The following is a 17,380-nucleotide window of genomic DNA, read 5'->3' on the forward strand; positions in this document are numbered from 1 at the left end:
TCCTCAGATATCAGATCTGCACCTTTACTGCTATCCTCAACCGATCCGCGGTCAGCACTTACACTCCCAGACTCGCCGTCGCCCGAACCGCCCGGCGGAGAGTACGAATACGTTTGTTTTGCCCTCGACCGTACCTCACTCGCCACCTCCGAGACGCTCTCCAGACCACCGCGAACCGATCCCTCGCCAACCATCCGTGACGCGACGTGACCCGCCATCCCGCCTGCCGCGCCACCGAGTGCCCCGCCCAACGCCGCACCCGCTGCAGTACCGACTGGGCCGGCAACCGAGCCACCGACGCCACCCAACACCGCTCCGACCGTTTGTCCGGCACCCGCGCCCGCTGCTCCGGCTACCGCACCTTTCGCCGTCTCCTTGCCCATCGCCGTCGCTTCGTCCGGTTCCGATAACGACGCCAGTTTCTGGTCCAGCGCGTACATCGTCTCTGCCATCTCCTCGTTGTCTGTCATCGACTTTGCGTCCTCAACCGTTAACTCTCCCGGCGTGTACGACGCTGCCTCGTCGCTCTCTTCCGACCTCACCTCCGCCTCAAGCTCGTTGAAGCGCTTTTCCTGCTCGCTGGTCAAGTCCACCGACGACTCCTCGCTACCCTCATCGCTCTCGGTCGACTCCGTCGACGGCTCGGTGTACTTCTCACGGTCGCTCTGGGTGTCAGCCAAACCGGCCGCTCCATACTGATCCAGTGACGACTGCTCTAACTCCGGCGCTGTCTCGCTGACCGTCTGTGATCCACTCGCTTCCTCTTTTCGAGGGGCCCCACCACTGCCACCCCCTGCCATCGCCGGTTCCCCACCACCAAACCGGTTGTTCACTGCCGTCTGATCGCCGCCGCCCATGAATCCGCCGGCCATCGCTCCGCCCGCCCCGCCCGCCCCGCCCGACACGGCACTGCTCGCCTTGCTCGCCCCGCCTTTCATCGCGCTCTTTGCCTTCCCTGTCATTTTGCTGGCAGCGCCACCCATCGCACCGCTCAACCACTTCGTCACATACGTGATCGCCACCAGGTTCATCGCCGTCACCGCCATCAGCGGCATCGCCGCCGCTAGCAGCGGATGCACGTTGCTTCCCGACGCGAACGCCCCATCGACCCCGCCCGACCCGACCGTTCCCCCGGCCAGCACCCCCATTGTCCCCGTCGCAAACTCCAGGCCCACCGCGAACACCCCCGCGATCAAAATCCCGCCCGGAATCAACATCCCCGTTGCCTTGAACAGCTTCTCGCTCACCGCCTTAGCGTACTTCAATGGACCGAGTTCCCCGATCCAGAACACGATCAGCAACGGATACAGCCCATAGGTCAGGTAGACGATTACCTTCCGGGCGATCAAGACGACGACCATCAGCAGTTGCCCGATGGTGACGATCAGCCCCATCACAATGCCGAACAACAACAGCACGAACGACCCGACACCACCCGTGTTCGGACTCGTCGATATAGTGAACGTCGTCGACTCCAGAAACAGGTCAATCGTCGTGTTCGAGACCTCAAAGGCCGCTGCGAACAGTCCGCGACCCCACAGCGTCGGCCCCCACCCCGGCGGATTGATGATGAACAATGATAGCGTGGCCGCCAGCGCCCGCCCGGCAAACCGGTACGGATCTGACTTCTTGTCGTCCGGGAAAAACTGAAACATCCCGAGGTAGGCCAGCGCAAAAACCGCCAACAGCCCGAAATAGATGAGCACTGATAGCTCCCACATATCCTGAAACTCCTTGAGTGCAGCGGGCTCCAAATGCAATAGTGTCTGCATCGACCCGTTGAGGAGATAACCGATCAACGTGAATACCGCGTTGAAAATTTGGGTGTTGATCCACTCGACGAGCGAGTCGAGACCGAAACTGATCAACACGACGCTGTCGCTGAAGAAACTACCGAGCAGCCACCGGAACCCGCCCACCGACAGCACCCCCATTTTCTGTACATTCAGAAAAGGCATCACGTTCGCACTTAATGGTTACTATGTCTGTCAAAGCTAATATCAATACGAGCGAGCCCGGTCATCGACGGCAGAGTACCTACGCTCAGTTCCGAGGATAGTTCGATCGGTTCGACGAGTCGTTCCCTGTGTCGGTCGCTGATTCGTCGGGATCAGCCTGCTCACCGGAACGGACCTGGGACTGTTGTAACTGGGGGGCATTGTGGTTCAGGACCGAATTCCGCTCACCACCGCCCGTCCGTCCACTCCCCCTGTCGACTGGATTCGCCCGTTCGGCGGCAGTATTGGCGGCCGACTTTGCCCGGTCTTTGACTCCCTGTTTGGTCTTCTGTTTGCCCTTCTTGGCTGCCGATTTGGCCCCCTGCTTGATGCCTTTCTTGCTCATCTCCTTAGTGGCCATCATCGTCCCCGACACGGCGACACTCGCGCCACCCGACGCGGCGGCGGCACCCAGTCGGGCAACTGACGTGATGCCACTTCCAATTGCACCTAGCATCTGTACCAGCATGAGTGTCGGTAACAAACAAGTGGCACCGATGACCATCAATTTGAAGACGGTATTCGTTAGGTACTCACCAGAAGAGTCTGTCGCGAACACACCCTCTGCGACAGGGGCACCCCCACTTGCCCCCTGAGTCACTGCCCCACCACCGAAGACGTGGCTACTACCACTGATGAGAGCCATGCCAGTCGTGAAGATACCTGCGATAAGGATCCCGCCGACCAGTGCAGTGATGGCCGTTTTGACCAGCTTCGAGGAGAGTTGCTTGCCGTATCGCAGTGGACCGGCGTCGGCCACCCAAAACACGATCAACACCGGATAAAGCCCGTACGTGAGGAGGATGATGACTTGCCTGGCGACGAGCAACGCAAGTAGAATAAACTCGAAGACCAGTAGCGGTACTCCGAGGAAGAGAGCGAACCCGAGGAGGACGAATCCGCCACCCAGTGCGCCTGCGAGGGTGTCGCTCTGGAACGAGAGGGTTGTCCCGACCTGATCGAGATACAGCGTGCAGATCTCGTTCACGACGACGAATGCCCAGCCGAACGCACCCTTCGAGAAGAGATCCGACCCCCACCCAGGAGGATTGACAATCCACAAAGAGAGTGTCGCGGCGATTGCTCGTGAGACGAATCTGGTCGGGTCGGTCTGCTGAGCGCCAGGGAACACCTGAGCCAACCCCAGTGTCGAGGCAGCAAACAAGGTGAGGAAGCTGAAATAGATGAACACCCCCACCGTCCAAATGTCTTCGAATGGTTGTAGATGGGCCGGATCGATCGTCAAAAAGAGATTCATGATGTCTGCAAAAAGATCGATCGAGAAATCGAACAATGCGTTGAATAAGTTATTTATGATCGATCGAATCGTGTCCTTGATCCCGAACATAAAGACGATCATCCGCATGTCATGCAGAAGACCAATCATATGTCACAACTCCCACCCTGACGTACTGGGTGTGGTAATGATTGCTGGACAGACTGCAGGACCATCTCAAATCACCCCCATCACGTACTGAAATCCAAGGAAATTGATGACTAGCAGTGGAGAGACCAGTTTGAAAAAATCAAGTATCAGCGTCGAAATATCGCCACCAACCGACCCGAACTCTCCCGCTGGCGGTTGGGCCTGCTCTGCCGTGCCACCGGCGAACGTCCCGCCCGACGAATCGTACTGGTCGAAGTCGATCATTATCGTACTCCCCCAAATGAGTGCCGTGATGAACACCCCAAAGATGAGTAATTTCCCACTCGTCGCAATGAACTTCTTTCCCATCTGATTTACTCTCGACCAAGGGCCAACTTCGACGAGTTGAAGCCCCATCAACAGCGGCAGCAACGCGAAGGTGACGTAGACGATGAGCATCCGGGCAACCAGCAGGATGATGAACCCAACTCCGGCCACCAGTAAGACACCCGAGGCGAGCAAACCCCACAAGAGCGCCACGAACGTCCCGAACTGATCGACGAGTTGTGCACTGATCGATACCGCGATAGAGAGATCGTACGTCGTTTTGTAGTAAATCCCGGTCAACCCATGAGAGAACGCAACACTGAACGATATCAGCGGGCGTGAAATGAAGACGATGATGAACGTTTTGAGAACCGTTTCGATGTAGTACTGCAGGTCGGCACTGTCCTTTCCCGGAAAGAACTGTGACAGCAACAGAACGTAGACGATGGAGAGAGCACCGACGGCTGCCAAAACACTGAGCGAGAGCCACCACAAGGTGTCTAACACCTGAACGTCGGCTGGATTTGGAAAAAACAGGAACGTCTCGAATCCCGTCGAGAGAACGACGGCTAACGCATCCATGAGGCCGCCGACGAAGGTCGTAATCATCCACGTTACTGCGTTCTTGAGAATCTCGTATACGTCCGGGATGAACGGCAACAACACAATTGACCAGAAGACGTCACTCATAGCCAGGTATTCGTTCAAGTTGGTAGCGGCCGGTTGCTGTCCATTAATCCACACACCACAGCTGTTTCATCACTCCGTATATCCCAATTGCATAAATATTATTCCATTCGAATATGAACGTCCAATTGGTGACTTCAATCCAGTGAAACGGTCACACATTTTCATAGCATCCCTGATTGGACTCGTCATCATCACCGCCAGTTGGACTGCTGCGGTTAATCATCGCGTGACCGAGCTCGAAGCACAGATGGAGTCACTTGAGGAATCTCAGGACGTACTCGGTGTGTTTGCCGGTATCAACCAGACTGGCGTGGAACCCACGAGAGAATCAGTATCACTCTATGCGTACAGCACACGGTCTGGAAACGGCATTGCGATTCCCGCGACCGTTGTTTCCATACCAGTCGATGGGTTCTATACAGACATCAGTGACGTGGCCCAGACGTCAGACGTCCAACGCTCGATAGCCAGGGCGTGGACTGTCGCAAACGAGAGTGACACGCCGCCAGCCCACCGGGGCGCCGTGCTGCAGTTGCAAACCCCGTCCGAATGGGATACCGTCGGTGGCGGGAGTGCGGCACTGTCACTCGCGCTTGGGTTTGCTGGGACCAACCCCTGTACCCGGATGAACGAGAGTGTCGCTGCGACGGGTGGTCTCACCACAGATGGTACCGTCGTCGACGTACAGTACATTCGCGAAAAGGCTCAAACCGCCAGTGAGCGAGGGATACAGGTATTTCTCGTCCCCCCAAACCAGGGCATTACGGTGAGTGGCATTCGCGTCGTAGAGGTTGGGACGTTCGAACAAGCCGCAGATCGAGCCCTGGACTCGAATGCAGGTTGCTGAACAGACATGTAGGCCCGATATATTATATAATTATATAATATGTACGTGAATTCGTAATTAGATTACTGTAGTTCCAAATCAAAGACCTTATAATGTGGAAAAGTATTCGATAACTATATGATGCACAAACATAATCAGCGATTGACGCCGGAAATCGGACAGGTATTACGGGTGCTGGCCATCCTTACGGTCGTGTTGACAGTGACCGTTGGCCCTGCCCTTGCACAAAATAATTCGAGTGCTCCTACCCAACAGGATTTGAAAAATAAAATCAATCAAGTCGGTCAATTTCTCTCGATAGTTATCGTCGCCGTGGCAGTGCCCAACGGTGCATTCGGGCTGTTTCAGTGGATGACTGCTGGAACAGACACCGAACAAAGTGACAAAGGGCGTAAGCGAATACGCAATTCTTTCATCGGTGCCGGTGGGGCCGCGATCGTCATGATGGCAGTGCAAGTGCTGGCCAACATGGTCTGACCTGATTCAAAAACGCTCCTTGACCAATCAATGAAGAAAGGGGTGGTGGCGCTACTGGTTGTTCTCGTCTCGAGCACAGCAGTCACTGGAGCGGTGTTCACGGCTACGACATTATCATCGGATCAGGAGCGAGCGTTCTTCTCTGACGACCACGACGTCGACGTAAGCCAGTTAGCCAACCCGAACAAACCAGAGAATTTTGTCAAGATATCCGACATCGCATATTATACCACAAAACCGGAGTACGAGATCGGAGATGCGACACTATTCGAATACCAGCAGCGCAGTGTATCGGACATGGAGACAGATTTGCGCACATCATTTGCTATAGACCGCTCGCAAGTATCCAATTCGGATATTATCAAAAATGCACACATAACATTTTTGAGCTTTCACGGCGGTGCAATGAGTCTGGCCCGAAGTGACGCACACGGGTCAAATGCCCTAGAAAACACGTTTGTGATCGGGTCAGAGGGTGCCGTATTGTCACATCTCGACTATCGAATCCGCGATGACATCCCACCAGATGATTATTGTGAGCCCAAACAAAAAGTGACACACCAGAGGGATTACGACAACGATTCGGTTGCCGAAACGGTCTGGGATGACGGCTCTCAGACCTGCTATCGATATTCCATGGCGGTAGAAGAGAGTCGTACGGCGTCTATCGGTGGGGCGTCATTTTCCGGTGATAACGTCATTCACTATTCTGGGCTCACCTCGAATGCCAAAGAGGATTTTAGAATTGATGGCTCGGTTTCTGTCCGAGTATACGAAACACGCATCGATCGTGACTGGGATCCGATCACGATGTTTGCGGACGGATGGAGCGACGGGGACTGGGACAAGACGACCCGTTCGCCAACCCTCCACCAGGAGGATAGCGTCAGCCTGTCGAGTCGGTCATACGACACCCTGGTGACTGATACGGGCGATCTGGATGTTCATCAGCGTGTCATCAGGGTAAATAACGAATCCAGTCACCTCGTACTCACGTTAGACGGACCCCGCGCAAGCAATACCATCAGTACTGGGCATCTCATGAATCGACTACTATGGAGCCACCTGACAATTGGGTCAGATACTGCATTCGTCGATTCAACCTGGCGTACCTATTCCTCGCGGCAATACCAGCACGGTGTTCGGTATACCAAGGACGGTTCGAGCAGCGTCCAGTCACCGCCACAGGTCCCCCGAACGTTCCTGATAGGTGCCGATCGTCGCCCAACGGTCAACGCTATCGACCAATCGTCGAGTTGCTCGTGCTCTAAGGTCATTGGATTCGAAGGATACAATGTGACACTGCCACAGACAAATCATTCGGATGTGACGTTCGATCCGTCAGTCCCAATCGAATACTCGCGTATCGTAATTCAGGACGCGCCCGGCAACGTCACGTCACTGACGACGATTCACGGCCAAGAAGTAGACGTCGATGTCGACGAAGTGATCCAATATCGACACCCAAATGTGTCGATAACTGGGCTCTCCGATAGTGATCGAGTCAAGATTCACGTCGAAGATCCGGACACGAACCAGCCACTGGGAGGACGGCAAGTACGCCTCTATGGCGTCGAACCACAGCGAACGAACGCTAACGGCGTCGCAATTACGGACGCTTCGGGGAACGTAGTAGGAGAACGAACGAATACGCTGGTCAGAGCAAGAGTGCTTCGGGATAACTGGGAAAATCCGTCAGGATCGGTGTTTTACGGAGAAACAGTAACGTCGAGGACGTTCCTTCCAAAGCTACTATTACTGGAACGAGCACATACATTACTAGGGACGATACTTGTCGTGACGCCACTCATTTTTCTGTATGGTTACATCCGTCACTTTGGTTTGTTTGAATAAGTGCAATACCTGCCTTCGCGCCACTTCACTCGTATACGTGAGACGGATTACCCGTCGTGGATTCTCGCCACAGACTTCCGCAATTACCCCGTTAAACAGCTTTTTCAACCGTTACAGCTGCTGTCGAGCACAATATAATACATCCTACCCAATGCCGCCACTCCGTTTCTCCCGCCCTCCTGACTCGTCTGTCCCATCGGTCAGTCACGTAACTCGCTGCCGCTGCGTGGTTTCTTGATGGCGGTTGAGGGCCCCTGATACGAGGCCTGCATACTCGAATAGAGATCAGTTACGGCTCCGACGCCACGATCCGAAGCAGTTGGTGAACCAAAACCGATCGCGAGGCGACAGTCTCGTCGAATTCGGTCTTCAAACGGCATCAGCCGCGTAGATGGAGGTGTCACGGAGCTCCGATGCACAAAACGAGCAGTTGCGAGAGGTGGGCGAGTCGGTAGCTGCCCACTCGCTCCGGGAACAGACACTCTACCGTCAGCGGTGGCGACCAAGCAATTTCGGGCGACAGTAGCGAACGATCAAACGTTCAGGCACCCAACACCCGGCAGATCGCGGTCCAAAATATCGTCTGTCAGGCACCTTAGACACTCAGTTCGACGCGCCCTAGTCGAAAAATAGTTGTACAAGATGATTCACCCCACCGGGAGATTCGGCGACTAATCGTATAATAACCACATTCGAACTGAATATCCTTCGACATCGGGTCAAAGATACTTATCCAACCGCACCGGATTCGGGCGATCCAAGGATTTGTTTGACTGATTGTCGCTCATCGTCTGGAATATCTGTCCAGTCAACCATCTCATTATCGTAGAGCAATGCCCAGACGTTCATGTCACCGTCAATGACGTGATGTTCGAAGTCGTTCGAAATGACTCGCATGCGCATCTTCCCTTCGTCGGTAACGTACAGAAGCGATTCAGAGTATGCTGCTGAGTTACCTGCTTGGGCTTGCAATACGAAATCTCGTTCTCGGGGGGTGAGATCGAGTGCTTCGATTGCTTTGTCCCCGATGTCTTGATGTCGCATCAACGCACGAATGTCACACTGGTCGTAGATTTCCTTCGCCTTCGAATTGGTCATGAACTCATCGACAGTCTGACTAATGAGGGTGAGACCACTCCCATAATGTCGGCTGTGTCGTGCGAACAGGTTGAGCATATCCAGTGCCTGTTCGTGACCCAGCATGTAGTGAGCCTCGTCGATCATGACCACCATATTCTCGGTATTCGCTTTCGCTCGCTGGAACAGCCAGTCGAGAACAATATGCATGATGAGCCCTTCGTTACTTCCATCAGCGACACTCGAGAGATCGAACTGAACGATCCGATCTTCGAGACGAACGTTCGTTTCCCCGTTGAGATTCGATCGCTGCCCCCCTTGTTTGAAGTCTTCTAATCCCAACAGAACGCTATGGGCGTAATCGGCAATTCGTTCGGCTTGCTCGCGTTCCTCGACAGATGTCTCAGTATTTATAGTCGTGATTTCTGAGCGAACTGATTCTGGAACGTCAAGGAACTCTCCCGGCGGATCGCCGTTAGACATCTGGCCTAAGACAGCTATCACGTCACCAATTTGTGGACTGTGCTGATGATGGGTGCTGATATCCTTCGTAATCCCCCGTTCGAGATACGCATACCGAATCGCCCGTCTGAGGACCCCCTCCTCTTCTTTGCTTAACTCGCGTTTGCCCCTAAAGTGCGATTCGAACAGCCCCATTACACTCCGAATCTTATCATCATACGGATCACCTTCGATATCCTCGATGCTTTCTACTTGCTTGATTTCGAGAGGATTGATCGTGGTCTGGTTGCCGATTGTGACTTTCTGGCCGTCCACCGCTTCCACCACATCCCCAAATCCCCCCACAGGATCGATAATGAGGACTTCTGTATCTGGATCCATCATCAACCGTCGCCACATGACGAGTTTGGCTAAATAGGACTTCCCCGAGCCGATCTTGCCTGATATCAACATGTTGTGACCCGATTGAGCAAATCGATCCACGATTATCGGCGCGTTAGTGGACATCTGAAAGCCCATGAGTACGCCACTGGACTCCACGACAGATTTGTCCGTAAATGGATAAGTTGTGCCGAGAGATTCGAGATCCATAATTTGTGTGTTCTTGATACTATCGGTTCCGAGAGGAGCAACAGAATTTTGAGCTTCAAGTTGTCTATCGTACAAGGTTGTCACACGAGCGTTTGATTGTGATAGGATTTGTTTGAGCTCCTTCGTAGCTTCATCTAGAGTCTCTTCAGAATCAGCAATGACTTCGAAGTAGGCGCCGAAGTCAAACAATTTCGTCGAACCTTCCGTCAATCCCTCCCGTAGACGATCAACGTGAGAGAGCTGCTTTTCTTCTTCAATCGTGTTGAGTTTCCCATCACTTTTTTTCCGACGGATTTGAGAGGTGAGCCGCGTTGCTTTCACATCGAGTTTCCGCTTCATTTGTTCGGAATCACGTGGCCAGATCTGATACGATACGCGCAGTTCAGCTCCGTTTATCGATAGACCACTCGTGAATGCCTGATCGAGCCATCCAAGAGCAACGCGATTCGGAAAGCTAGAAATTATGAGAATTCTTGCATAGCGTTCCTTACCAGAATCTCCTAGACGTTTGATGTAACTTTGCGTTTCTGTGATACGGTCAGGGGCGACATTGACCCTCGCTGATTCACTTCGTGTCTTCTCGTTTTCAAGGACACCGATATCAGTCGAGTCCTCGGAATGTGTATCCTCTTGAACCGCTTCAATATGCTCTGAAAGCGTTTCTTCTGATATGTCTTCATTCGATTGATCAAGTCGTCGCGCTGCCTCTGTGAGAAGCTCTGTATCGAGATCATCTTTCGAGTTCCCTGAAGACGCCACACTGAGACTCCATTCAAGACGTCCGTCAGTTGGCACCATTAAAACAATAGCGCCGATAAACACGATACCTCCACCAATGAAAATTCCGACAGTTGGAAATAACCCGAATGTATCTAAGAAGTCCTGAATCAATAACGGTCCCAAAGTGGTGCTATAATCAACACCACTGATCGTAAACGTGATCCCCGTCGCGAGATCAGTCATGTATCATCAGCCCCCACATTTGAGCTATCAAAGTCAAATGGCTCTGCGTCAATTTGTATTCCTTCAGGAAACTTGTTAGTAAGCGGTTTTTCATTATTGTAATAGTGATGCAAAATAGCCATTACTTCGTTTCGATCAGTGAGACGTTCTGACTGGACACCGAACCGCTGTAGTCCGCTCGAAATGCGATTGAGCCGTGAATCTAGTTCTCGTAGTAGTTGCTGAGTACTGATTGATTCTGAATCATCGCCAAAAAAGGCAGCTACCGGCTCTGCCGGCGGAAACGAATCAGCCAGCGAATTCCAGAACCCGTCGTCATCGCTTCGAAACTGGTCGATCTGCTCGGCAGATGTCGGCGCAATGATATAGAATTCACGCTGTTTCATGTCGTTATCAGATAAAAACTGTTTGAACCACTCGGGATAGAGAGACCGTCCTATATCTGCAAGGCCGCTATCTCCATAGTCATCTTCTGAGAGATCACGCACGGATTGTAATCGCTCCAAGTGATCCGAAATGTCAAAATGTGTCGGATACGATACTATTTGAATCGGGAAATCCAGTGTCGCCAGGAACGAAGACTTGTACGCTCCGACAATTTCTGCCTTCTTTTCATTCGTGTGAATTGACCACGTTCGAGGGTGAACACGAGCGATTCCAGCATATTGTTTTTCATCTAATTTGATGAGACCACCAGCCTGAACGTCGTTTGGGACGGATTCGTCATTCGAATCGAGGACAAAATCGAAAGAGACGAGATCCTGGGCGTAATTCGATACCGACATCGAACCAGTTTCAGTAGGATCACTACGCTGCGGGGGATTGATATTGCCCCGATGACGATCATCAGGTTCTTGGTCAATACCCATACCGTCCGATTTCGCATGTTCAGGACTGTGATTCGGTGGTTCCTGGCTATCGGTGTCAGTAGCAGTCCCCGTCTCCAGGGGAGTCGATGATATCGAATGGGCTGCGGGGGGATCTGTGGGAAGACCGTGAGAAATACTATCCGACTGTGGACCCCCAGACTGTTCATCAGTGGGGGCTGTATCGTTCTTCGTTGATTGTTCGCCGGATCGCAACTTGTTGTCATCACTCATTTGACCAGTGGTGGACGCGATATCATCCCGGACCGATTTATTCGAGGAACCGTCACAATCCGAGTCTCGTGAACGGCCCCGTTCTCCGGAGGCATTACTGTTCGTTTCGGCAAGTGTTTCGATTGGGGTGTCATCTTGAGTAGCTGTGTTTTCTTTCTCTGACAGGTTCGAGCCAAATGCGTCTTGTTGGGATTGGTCTACAGTATGAGATGACGATGATTGCTCTATGGAATTGAGCAAGGATAATCGATGGTCGGTCTGTTCAGTAGAAAGACGATCAGCCGACTCGATCGTTGGTCGAAGCAAATTCGTCGTACCCTCATTGTTCACTGTACGAGCCAATAGTCGGTGTAACGTGATTTCATATGACACTGATAATCGCTCACAATATCGTTCGAGGTGGACAAATCGTCGGTATTTGTCGATTAATACGTGCTGTTCACCGGCCTCCACGAACGTGACCAGTGCGTCGTCTATTGCCTTTGGTCCCCCTAGGAGTAATACAAGGCAAGAAATGCGATCTTGGACTGAAGGAGTCGTCTCTGCAAGGACGTGACAAGCCTTGGTTTCGAGCACGTCACTCGATGCTGTGGATGCGGAACGGTCAGTCATGTTCATCAAATTTCTGCAGGATATCGCCAACTGAGAATGTATCCAACAGCGTTTCGTCGCGATCCGCTTCGTCCGGGTCTGTTATTGTATGCTGATCGGTGTTTGTTGATTTATCTTCCAGTTCAGATGCGGTATGTACGACATCTAGATGTGTCACCCGACCCCGGCCGACTGCCCGTGGTTTGAGATAATACGTATCAGGAGTGATTCGGCGTTTGAATGCAGCTGGAGCCCAGCTGAGGGGTGTCTGCCCCTCAGGCGTTTGGATAATGACTAGTCCAACAATTAAAGTCATTATAAGTACAGTTCCGATAGAAATTGGTAATGGGATTTGACCAATGTACAAACTTGGAAGGACAACAACGAGCGGGATGGTCCCCAGCGTGATTAGCTCGTTAAACGTCAATCCAAGCATAAGGTCAGTTCGCAGTATTTTCCCTGGGATTGGTACTGTTTTCACATCAGACAATACCATTCCCACATGTATGTAAAACTTACTGACTGAAGCAACATATAGATTGTCAATATTTGTCTACATATACCGCAAATCTAGTGGGAATTCGAGAAAGGACCGTGAAACGACAGTATTGATGGGGTAAGAAGTGGTATCCGATCGTATGTACATCCGCGACGCGGTCGAGGCTGACGCCGATGCGCTCGCACGGGTCGGAGAGTCTCCAGTCGACGTGATGCGAAATCTCATCCACGACCGGACGGTGCGAATCGCGAGCGTACACGAAAGAGACGCTGGGGAAGCCAGGTCGACAGCGAGTGACGGCACGGCAGCCGGCCACTCGAACGAGCCCGCCGATAATGCCCGAGTTGTCGGGTTCGTCAGTTTCGATGTCCGCGGTGAGACGGTCTACGTCACCCAGATCGGGGGTACCGAAGCGGCATGTACGCGCCTGCTAGACGAACCGGTCGGCTTCGCTCGCCGCGAGGACATGGACGTTGAGTTGCTGGTGGCCGAAAACGAACCTATCGTCAGGCGTGCGGTCGAAGCCTCAGCGTTCACCGCCGCCGGTGACGGGCCACGTTTTCTGGGGCGGTCGACAACCCGGTATCGCCTGAATCCAGACGGGTGAGGCCAGTCAGCGCGGGACGGAACGGATACTGTCCGGTATATTCCCAACCGGAGAAGGAGGGAACGCTCTTTACGCTCTGTGTTCGTGGCTAGAACATGCCACCAGAACACGACTTCGGCGACGAGCTCGAATCACAGACTGACGCATATCTGGATTCACTCCAAGAGTGTGTCGGACTGCTGCCGGCACTACTCGATGAGTACGCCGCCGGCAAGGACATCGAAGAGACCGTCGAACGCATCGGCGACCTGGAGAGTGTCGGCGACCGAAGCATCCGCTCGATTACGAGTTCGATCACGAACGCCAATCCGGAGGACATGGGGCTGCTCAACACGCGTCTCAACTACAATCAGTCCGAGCTCATCGAGTTCTACAAGGAGATCGACGTACTGGCGAACCTCACCGAGCGGATTGCGGACGAACTCGACATGATGCAGCCGCCGGCCGACACGGCGTGTTTCGAGGGACTCTCGGAGATGGCCGAACACGTCGCGGACATGCTGACGACACTCGAAGACGTCGTCGAACGGTTTGTCCACGGCCTGGGCACCACCAGTGGATCGGATTCGCTCTACGACGAGATCAAAGCCATCAGGGACATGGAGAGTCGCTGTGACTCGATCAAAAACGACGTCATCCGGACTGCCTTCGCCGAGGAGGAGACTGCCCGAGCGCTGATGTACCGCGAACTCGCGATCCTCTTTGACGACCTCGCGAACACGATGGAAGACGTCACCGACCGCATCATCGTCATCGCCAGTGACGAACCCGGCCTTGTCACCGAGATCGACCCCGAAGACGAGTGAACGTGCAGCTCCGGACCGCAATTCGCCCGGGCTGACGTTCCGGGTAGCCGAGATCGGCTGACTGAACATATTTCTGCCCGCGGGACGTAGTGTCGATATGGTATACGACAACAGTATCGCCGCCAAGCACGCGGGCGGACAACCGGGTAACGGACTAGGAGAGCGGGTCGACCCATGAGTCTCGATTTCGGCGGCGATCGTGCAGTTGTCGGGATGGTACATCTGGCACCCCTGCCTGGCGCGCCGGCGTTCGACGGCGACAGGGACGAGATTCGAAACGCGATGGTGCGGGACGCCCGTCGTTTAGCGGCCGGCGGCGTCGACGCAATAATGGTCGAGAACTTCGGCGACGCGCCCTTTTACGCTGAAGACGTGCCAAAGCACGTCGTGGCATCGATGGCGGCCCTCGTCAGCGACCTCCAACGGGAGATCGACCTGCCCGTGGGTGTCAACGTGCTCAGAAACGATGTCGAAGCGGCACTATCGGTCGCGGCGGCGGCCGGCGCGTCGTTCGTCCGCGTCAACGTCCATTCGGGGGCTCGACTCACCGATCAAGGCGTCATAACCGGCCGAGCGGCCGAGACAGTCAGACTCCGCGAACGGTTGGACACCGACGTTTCGATACTCGCGGACGTGAACGTCAAACACTCTGCCCCACTCGCCCAACGGCCCCTCGAGGAAGAAATCTCGGAACTGCTGGAGCGGGGCCACGCCGATGGCGTCGTCGCCAGCGGCGTCGGCACGGGCGAAAAGACGGACCGCGATCACCTCCAGGGTGTCGTCGAGGCCCGCGACGAACTCGACATCAACGCGCCGGTGTTCGTCGGAAGTGGCGTCACAGCGGCGAGCGTGGCCGGGACGCTCGATCTCGCCGACGGCGTGATCGTCGGCACCGCGCTCAAGCAAGACGGTGAAACGACCGCTCCCGTCGACGAGGAACGGGTACGGCAGCTGGTCGGGGCGGCGAAACCCGACGACGATAGCTGACGGCCCAACGCGCCAGCTGACGCCCAGAATTATGCTTCAGGGAGTTCTTCGCGAGTGGGGAGTGCGCCACGGGGGCCGGGCGCAGTGCAGTTTTGGGCCGCCGCGGTCGCCGCGATCTGGCCCGCAGAGGCCCCTGTACGGTCGCCCAACACCCAGGCGTCTATCAGTGCTGCAGTGAACGCGTCGCCCGCACCGGTCGTGTCGACGATATCGGTCTCGACGGCCTCGACATGTCTCAATTCGTCTGCGGCCAGATACGCGCCGTCGGCGCCGACGGTGACTGCGACGCGCGAGGCCCCCCGTGCTCGCAGTCGCTCGGCGGCGTCCCGTGGACCTGTCCCGAGATACGATCGAGCGGCGACCGCTCCACCGACAAACAAGTCAGCGCTTCTGGCAAGGCGGTCGATCGTCGCCGGGGCCGTCCCGCGGCCTTCGAGTTCCTCTATGGGACCCGCAAGATCGAAGGCGAGGGTGTCGATCTCCCCTGCCGCGTGGAGGTCCAGCAGCTCACTCACGACGGGATCCGGCGCGTAAGCGCTCGTGAACACGCAGTCGGCCCCACGTAACCGATCGCGGTCGCCCGCCTGGAGTCGTAACTGTGGAACGCTGTCGCCCCCGGCGACGATCATGCGGTCGCCGTCGGGCCCTCGGAGAACGAGCGTGTACGAGGAGGCTCCATCACCCTGCCGCACCCTGGAGGCCCCAACCCCGTGATCGGACAGGGACTCGACGATTGTGTTAGCCGCGTCGTCGTCGCCGACACGAGAAATCACCCCGACATCGTGATCAAGCGCCGCGAGCGCACAGCCGACGTTCGCGGCGACGCCCCCCGCCCGTTCGGCGTAGTCAGTGACGAAGGCACCGCCATCCCGTTCAGGGAGATTTGTGAGGGTGTAGACGCGATCGAGTACCGCACTCCCGACCGTGACGATCGAGGCCACGTTAGGCCACCCGTGACCGATCCCGGCAGCATCGTGGCGGACGAGTCGATCCAGTGACACCGGCAAACGCGAACATACCGTAGTCCATGCGACCGCCATCCAAGAATCCGTCGGCAGCACACGCTCACGTCACCTTCTCCGCCCTAAAGGGCGGAGCTTGTCGGTGGACTCCCGTTCTGGCCGAAATTACTCGGCAGGCGAGTAGTCGCCATTCACGTTCAGCGTCCCCGACTTCAGGGCGAGGTGACGTGTCACCCCTCCATGCGGAGACTTTTGCCCCGCACGGAGAACCTTCATACCGATGTTCTTCGCCGTAGCCAGATTCCAGGAATCTGGCTGCCCGTCAGGTCGCGAACGACCTGACGACCGCATTGTAGTCCGCGTTCACTTCGTAGCCGCACTTTTGGCAACAGAACTCCGCTTGCGACGGCCGATTCTCCCGAAGCGTCGTCCCACACTGTGAGCAGCGCTGACTCGTGTACGCTGGGTCGACTTGCACTGTTTTGACGCCGTGCTCTTCGGCCTTGTACGCTACGTAGTCGTACAGGCGTCGGAACGCCCATGCGTGGAACTTCTTTGCTCGGGGCATCCGCTCGCGGATATCCGTTAGTTCCTCGAAGGCGATGGTGTCGCAGTCGTGTACGACCGCCTCTTGGACAAGAGCCTTCGAGATTCGGTGGAGTGAGTCCTCGACCCACCGCGTCTCCCGGTCGCCCATCCGTGCGATGGTTCGGTGGGCCGATTCTGTCCCCGTCTGTTGCAGTTTCCCTCGAATCCGCTCATACTCCCGCCGACGGTGGTTCAGGTATCCGCCGTTCCAGAATTGCCCGGTCGACGTGACAGCGATGTGTTCGATACCGAGGTCGACACCGAGGACTGTACTGTGCTCGGCGTCGCCGTCGTCCGGTATCTCGGACTCCACGTCGGCCTTCGTTCCGATGTGGAGATAAAAGGTGTCCGTCTCATCGCGGTACTGTAACGTCGCCCCCGTCACCTCGTAGTCGTCACAGAGGTACTTCGTGTGTGGGTTGTCTCCCTTCGGCGGCAGGACGTACTCGGCTTCGATACGTCCGTCCACTGTGGAGAGAGATGCGTGGTCGTCGTGGAATGTCGCACTCCGCTTGTCGTAGCGAATCGAGGGCGTCCTGAAGTGTGGTTGCGATGCCTTCTTGCCGTTCTTCCACCTGGCGACGACACC

The 17,380-nt window shown here is 55.2% G+C and carries 13 protein-coding genes and 1 pseudogene; 6 read left to right on the forward strand and 8 right to left on the reverse strand.

Annotation, left to right across the window (positions count from 1 at the left end):
* From HZR20_RS14695 to HZR20_RS04490, 3 genes are all read right to left on the reverse strand, one after another.
* Positions 1-1,958, reverse strand: a 1,958-nt coding sequence (locus HZR20_RS14695; RefSeq protein ID WP_181685387.1) for a hypothetical protein, incomplete at its 3' end; no start/stop codon positions are given.
* Between the two features lie 85 nt (positions 1,959-2,043).
* Complete coding sequence (locus HZR20_RS04485) at positions 2,044-3,384, reverse strand: hypothetical protein (RefSeq protein ID WP_181685388.1); 1,341 nt, start codon at positions 3,382-3,384, stop codon at positions 2,044-2,046.
* A gap of 66 nt (positions 3,385-3,450) precedes the next feature.
* Positions 3,451-4,380, reverse strand: a complete 930-nt coding sequence (locus HZR20_RS04490) for a hypothetical protein (protein ID WP_181685389.1) — start codon at positions 4,378-4,380, stop codon at positions 3,451-3,453.
* A gap of 226 nt (positions 4,381-4,606) precedes the next feature.
* Between HZR20_RS04490 and HZR20_RS04495 the strand changes: the two genes are divergently transcribed.
* The 3 genes from HZR20_RS04495 to HZR20_RS04505 all read left to right on the forward strand — a co-directional run bounded on the left by HZR20_RS04495 (position 4,607) and on the right by HZR20_RS04505 (position 7,558).
* Positions 4,607-5,227, forward strand: a complete 621-nt coding sequence (locus tag HZR20_RS04495; protein ID WP_309484894.1) for an ATP-dependent protease La — start codon at positions 4,607-4,609, stop codon at positions 5,225-5,227.
* Positions 5,228-5,344: 117 nt separating this feature from the next.
* Entirely contained in the window at positions 5,345-5,704 is a 360-nt protein-coding gene (locus HZR20_RS04500) for a hypothetical protein (protein ID WP_258560341.1), read from the forward strand.
* A gap of 30 nt (positions 5,705-5,734) precedes the next feature.
* Complete coding sequence (locus tag HZR20_RS04505; protein WP_220132644.1) at positions 5,735-7,558, forward strand: hypothetical protein; 1,824 nt, start codon at positions 5,735-5,737, stop codon at positions 7,556-7,558.
* A 729-nt stretch (positions 7,559-8,287) separates the two neighbouring features.
* Here the strand turns inward: HZR20_RS04505 and HZR20_RS04510 are convergent.
* The 3 genes from HZR20_RS04510 to HZR20_RS04520 are packed head-to-tail and all read right to left on the reverse strand — an operon-like array spanning position 8,288 to position 12,823.
* A complete protein-coding gene (locus HZR20_RS04510; RefSeq protein ID WP_181685392.1) occupies positions 8,288-10,651 on the reverse strand; it encodes a VirB4 family type IV secretion system protein in 2,364 nt (787 codons plus the stop codon).
* A complete protein-coding gene (locus HZR20_RS04515; RefSeq protein WP_181685393.1) occupies positions 10,648-12,369 on the reverse strand; it encodes a hypothetical protein in 1,722 nt (573 codons plus the stop codon). Before HZR20_RS04515 ends, HZR20_RS04510 begins: the two co-directional genes overlap by 4 nt.
* The gene (locus HZR20_RS04520) at positions 12,356-12,823 is read right to left on the reverse strand and encodes a hypothetical protein (RefSeq protein ID WP_181685394.1); all 468 of its coding nucleotides are present in this window, start codon (positions 12,821-12,823) and stop codon (positions 12,356-12,358) included. Before HZR20_RS04520 ends, HZR20_RS04515 begins: the two co-directional genes overlap by 14 nt.
* A gap of 157 nt (positions 12,824-12,980) precedes the next feature.
* On the opposite strand from HZR20_RS04520, the gene HZR20_RS04525 reads away from it, so the two are divergent.
* The 3 genes from HZR20_RS04525 (at position 12,981) to HZR20_RS04535 (ending at position 15,241) form a co-directional block, all read left to right on the forward strand.
* Complete coding sequence (locus tag HZR20_RS04525) at positions 12,981-13,448, forward strand: hypothetical protein (RefSeq protein WP_181685395.1); 468 nt, start codon at positions 12,981-12,983, stop codon at positions 13,446-13,448.
* Between the two features lie 95 nt (positions 13,449-13,543).
* Positions 13,544-14,254 carry a DUF47 domain-containing protein gene (locus HZR20_RS04530; protein ID WP_181685396.1) on the forward strand — a complete coding sequence of 237 codons (711 nt, stop codon included), beginning with the start codon at positions 13,544-13,546 and terminating at the stop codon, positions 14,252-14,254.
* 174 nt (positions 14,255-14,428) lie between these two features.
* Positions 14,429-15,241, forward strand: a complete 813-nt coding sequence (locus HZR20_RS04535; RefSeq protein WP_181685397.1) for a BtpA/SgcQ family protein — start codon at positions 14,429-14,431, stop codon at positions 15,239-15,241.
* A 29-nt stretch (positions 15,242-15,270) separates the two neighbouring features.
* On the opposite strand, the gene HZR20_RS04540 is transcribed toward HZR20_RS04535, so the two are convergent.
* Together HZR20_RS04540 and HZR20_RS04545 are read right to left on the reverse strand one after the other, a co-directional pair.
* Positions 15,271-16,182, reverse strand: coding sequence for a carbohydrate kinase family protein (locus tag HZR20_RS04540; protein WP_181685398.1), 912 nt, complete (start codon positions 16,180-16,182; stop codon positions 15,271-15,273).
* Positions 16,183-16,325: 143 nt separating this feature from the next.
* A pseudogene (locus HZR20_RS04545) lies at positions 16,326-17,380 on the reverse strand (RNA-guided endonuclease InsQ/TnpB family protein); the annotation flags it as partial.

Origin of the sequence: Halorhabdus salina, from assembly GCF_013839425.1 — an archaeon.
GTDB lineage: Archaea > Halobacteriota > Halobacteria > Halobacteriales > Haloarculaceae > Halorhabdus > Halorhabdus salina.